This is a genomic window from Brevundimonas sp. CURTG3B2_SDJG (assembly GCF_057364705.1).
In genome coordinates this window covers 1-3134 of the sequence record NZ_JBNFOJ010000316.1, presented here as the reverse complement: position 1 = coordinate 3134, position 3134 = coordinate 1, and the positions used below count along the sequence as shown (strand labels likewise).

6 protein-coding genes and 1 tRNA gene are annotated in these 3134 nt (G+C 70.6%); 5 read left to right on the top strand and 2 right to left on the bottom strand.

Going from position 1 to position 3134, the window contains the following annotated elements; all coding sequences use genetic code 11:
• Positions 1-212: OmpA family protein (locus tag AC2W7C_RS15795; protein WP_486002253.1), on the top strand; the 212-nt coding region annotated here is incomplete at its 5' end.
• A 43-nt stretch (positions 213-255) separates the two neighbouring features.
• On the opposite strand, the gene AC2W7C_RS15790 is transcribed toward AC2W7C_RS15795, so the two are convergent.
• Positions 256-331 (bottom strand) — tRNA-Ala (locus AC2W7C_RS15790).
• 203 nt (positions 332-534) lie between these two features.
• A complete protein-coding gene (locus tag AC2W7C_RS15785) occupies positions 535-996 on the bottom strand; it encodes a TIGR02300 family protein (protein WP_486002255.1) in 462 nt (153 codons plus the stop codon).
• A 115-nt stretch (positions 997-1111) separates the two neighbouring features.
• Here AC2W7C_RS15785 and aroA point away from each other — a divergent pair, with 115 nt between their 5' ends.
• The 4 genes from aroA to AC2W7C_RS15765 all read left to right on the top strand — a co-directional run.
• Positions 1112-2422, top strand: a complete 1311-nt coding sequence (gene aroA / locus AC2W7C_RS15780) for a 3-phosphoshikimate 1-carboxyvinyltransferase (protein ID WP_486002252.1) — start codon at positions 1112-1114, stop codon at positions 2420-2422.
• On the top strand, positions 2419-2685 hold the full coding sequence (locus AC2W7C_RS15775; RefSeq protein WP_486002251.1) for a hypothetical protein: 267 nt from the start codon (positions 2419-2421) through the stop codon (positions 2683-2685). The genes aroA and AC2W7C_RS15775 overlap by 4 nt, the downstream gene beginning before the upstream one ends.
• Positions 2682-2966, top strand: a complete 285-nt coding sequence (locus AC2W7C_RS15770; protein ID WP_486002250.1) for a hypothetical protein — start codon at positions 2682-2684, stop codon at positions 2964-2966. The genes AC2W7C_RS15775 and AC2W7C_RS15770 overlap by 4 nt, the downstream gene beginning before the upstream one ends.
• On the top strand, positions 2963-3134 hold a 172-nt coding region (locus tag AC2W7C_RS15765), incomplete at its 3' end, for a (d)CMP kinase (RefSeq protein WP_486002254.1). The genes AC2W7C_RS15770 and AC2W7C_RS15765, both read left to right, overlap by 4 nt.

The window sequence follows — 3134 nt, the reverse complement described above, 5'->3', positions numbered from 1 at the left end:
CGCGCATGACGGTGCAGGGCTTCGCCGACGAACAGGGGCGGCCGGACCGCAACCGGGCGCTCAGTCAGGCGCGGGCCGAGGCGGCGGCGGCCTACCTGCGGGAACGCGGCGTCGAGGTGATGGCGGTGTCCGGCGGCGGAGAATCCACCATGTTCCCCGGCGATCTGGCCTCGAACCGGCGCGTGATCGTCGAAGCCTTCATCCTGCGTTGAGCTGGATGTGGCGAAGGCCCCGCGGTGTCCCGCGGGGCCTTCGTGGTGGAGCTAAGCGGAGTCGAACCGCTGACCTCTTGAATGCCATTCAAGCGCTCTACCAACTGAGCTATAGCCCCGAACGTCTGGCCTTGGGCCTTCGGTCGGATCGCCGGGGGTATTGGTGTGGCCCCCCGTCGAGGCGGCGGAACCTATGTCAGGCCCGATTTGCGATCAAGCCCGGTTCCGGATTTATTTTCGCCGTCCGCCAGGTCGACGAAAAGGGGTGCGAAATCAGCGCCCAAGCTCCGCTCGAACGCCGATTTCGCGCTCCCAAAGGGGATCAGTCCTCGTCCTTCGACGGCGTGATCAGGTCCTCCTCGAAGGCGTCGTCGTCCTCATCCTCGATGAAGGGGACGGAATCGTCGTCGTCATCGTCGGCCAGGACGTCGTCGTCCTCGCCGGCCTCGCCCATGCCGGACTCTTCGGTCGGGTCGACCGGGGTCTCGTCGTCGTCGTCCGGGGTCAGGATCGGCTCGTGGCCTTCCTCGTCGATCTCGGGCGTCGCGACGGCCTCTTCTTCGTCCTCGTCGCCGTCGGCCGACTTGTCCTTGACCTGATCCTCGGCCTCGTCATCGGCCGGGTAGCCGGCCGGACGGCCGCGGCGGTTGCGCAGCTTCAGGGCTTCTTCCGGATCGAAGTCCGTGCCGCACTTGGGGCAGTGGGCCGGGCGACGGCCCAGGTCATAGAATTTGGCCTGGCAGTTCGGGCAGACCTGCTTTTGGCCCAGTTCGGGATTGGCCACGGGGGCGCCTCGCACGGTAGGGGAATTCGGGCGGCTCCCTTGCCACCCCTGAGGGCCGCTGTCAAAAGCGTTCTCCGCGCCGCCCGCGCCCCCTGACCGTTCCGGAGACCGCCGGGTGACGACCCCATCCCATCTGACCGCTCGCCGCAGCCCCGCGCTGAAGGGCTCCACGCGCGCGCCCGGCGACAAGAGCATGTCGCACCGGTCGCTGATCCTGGGCGCGATGGCGACCGGCGTGACCGAGATCGAAGGGCTGCTGGAGGGCGAGGACATCCTGGCCGACGGCCGGCGTCGAGGCCTTCGGCGCCACCGTCGAGCGGCTGGGCGAGGGGCGCTGGCGGGTGACGGGTCGGGGGGCTTCCAGGCGCCGGCGGGCGTGATCGACTGCGGCAACGCCGGCACCGGCGTGCGGTTGCTCATGGGGGCGGCGGCGGGCTATCCGGTCGCGGCGACGTTCGACGGCGACGGTTCGCTGCGCAAGCGGCCGATGAAGCGGGTGGCCGGGCCGCTGGCCGGAATGGGCGCGACGTTCGAGTGGAAGGCCGACGAGGATCGGCTGCCGGTCGCCTTGTCCGGCGGCGGGCTGACGGCGATCGACTATGTGCAGACCGTGGCCTCGGCTCAGATCAAGTCGGCGATCCTGCTGGCCGGGCTGAACGCCGAGGGCGTGACCACGGTCGAGGAGCCGGAACGCAGTCGGGATCATACCGAACGCATGCTGCGGGCCTTCGGGGCCGAGGTCGGGGTCCTGCCGATGGGCGAGGGCTGGCGGGTGACGCTGAAGGGCGGCCAGGCGCTGACCGGGACCGCCGTGGCCGTGCCGGGGGACCCGTCGTCGGCGGCCTTCCCCCTGGCGGCGGGGCTGGTGGTTCCCGGATCGCAGGTGACGGTCGAAGGGGTGATGCTGAACCCGTTGCGCACCGGCCTGTTCGAGACCTGGCGCGAGATGGGCGCGGACCTGACGATCACCAACCGGCGCATGGCCGGGGGCGAGGAGGTCGGCGACATCACGGCCCGGCATTCGGCGCTCAAGGGCGTGGTCGTGCCGGAAGACCGCGCCGCCTCGATGATCGACGAATATCCGATCCTGGCCGCGACCGCCGCCTTCGCCGAGGGAACGACGGTGATGCGCGGCGTCGGCGAGATGCGGGTCAAGGAGAGCGATCGGATCGCGCTGATGGTCGCCGGGCTGCGCGCCTGCGGCGTCGCGGTCGAGGAGGAGCCGGAGGGCTTCATCGTCGCCGGCGGCCCGGTGCGGGGCGGCGCGACCGTACATACGGCCCACGACCACCGCATCGCCATGAGCCACCTGGTGCTGGGCCTGGCGGCCGAGGAACCGGTGACGGTGGACGAGCCGGGGATGATCGCGACCAGCTTCCCGGGGTTCGTGGAGATGATGCGCGGGTTAGGGGCGGAGATCGCGTGACCCTGCGCGAGGGACTCGGTCGGGCGGTCGCGGTCGCCGGCCTGCTGGTTTGCCTGGGCGGAGCGGGGTTCACCGGCTTGCGGGTCGTCGACGGACTGCGGACCGGGGTCATGACCGGCAAGCATGGCGCTCGCTATCTCAGAGCCGAGGGCGACTTCTTCTACTATTCGACGGCGACGCTGAACGCGGTCGCCTGCCTGTTGTGGCTGGGCCTGGCCGCGCTCGCCGTGCTGGTGCTGGTCCGTTGGAAGGACTGGACGTGAGCCGCGCCTTCGGACGGCGCGCCTTCCAGGCCGTGACGACCTGGATCCTCGCGACGCTGCTGGGCGCGGGCTGCTGGCGGGGCGGAACGGAGCTGCTGGTCATCCTGGACAGGGGCGTGATCCCCGGCCGCCGCGGGCCGTCGCTGCATCTGGCCGACAATCCGGCGGCCTACTGGGCCGTGTTCGCCTTCTTCTGCATCGCGCTGCTGACGGCGGTAGGCTTCACCGTGTTTCTGGCCTACGTCGGCTGGCGGCAAGCTGCGGAGAATAGCCGATCTTGAGTACGAACCTCGTCATCGCCGTCGACGGGCCCGCCGCCTCGGGCAAGGGGACGATCGCCGCGCGGCTGGCGGCCGAATACGGGCTGCCGCACCTGGACACGGGGCTGCTGTACCGGGCCGTGGGCGTGGGCGTGCTGGACGCGGGCGGGTCGCTGGACGACGCCGAGG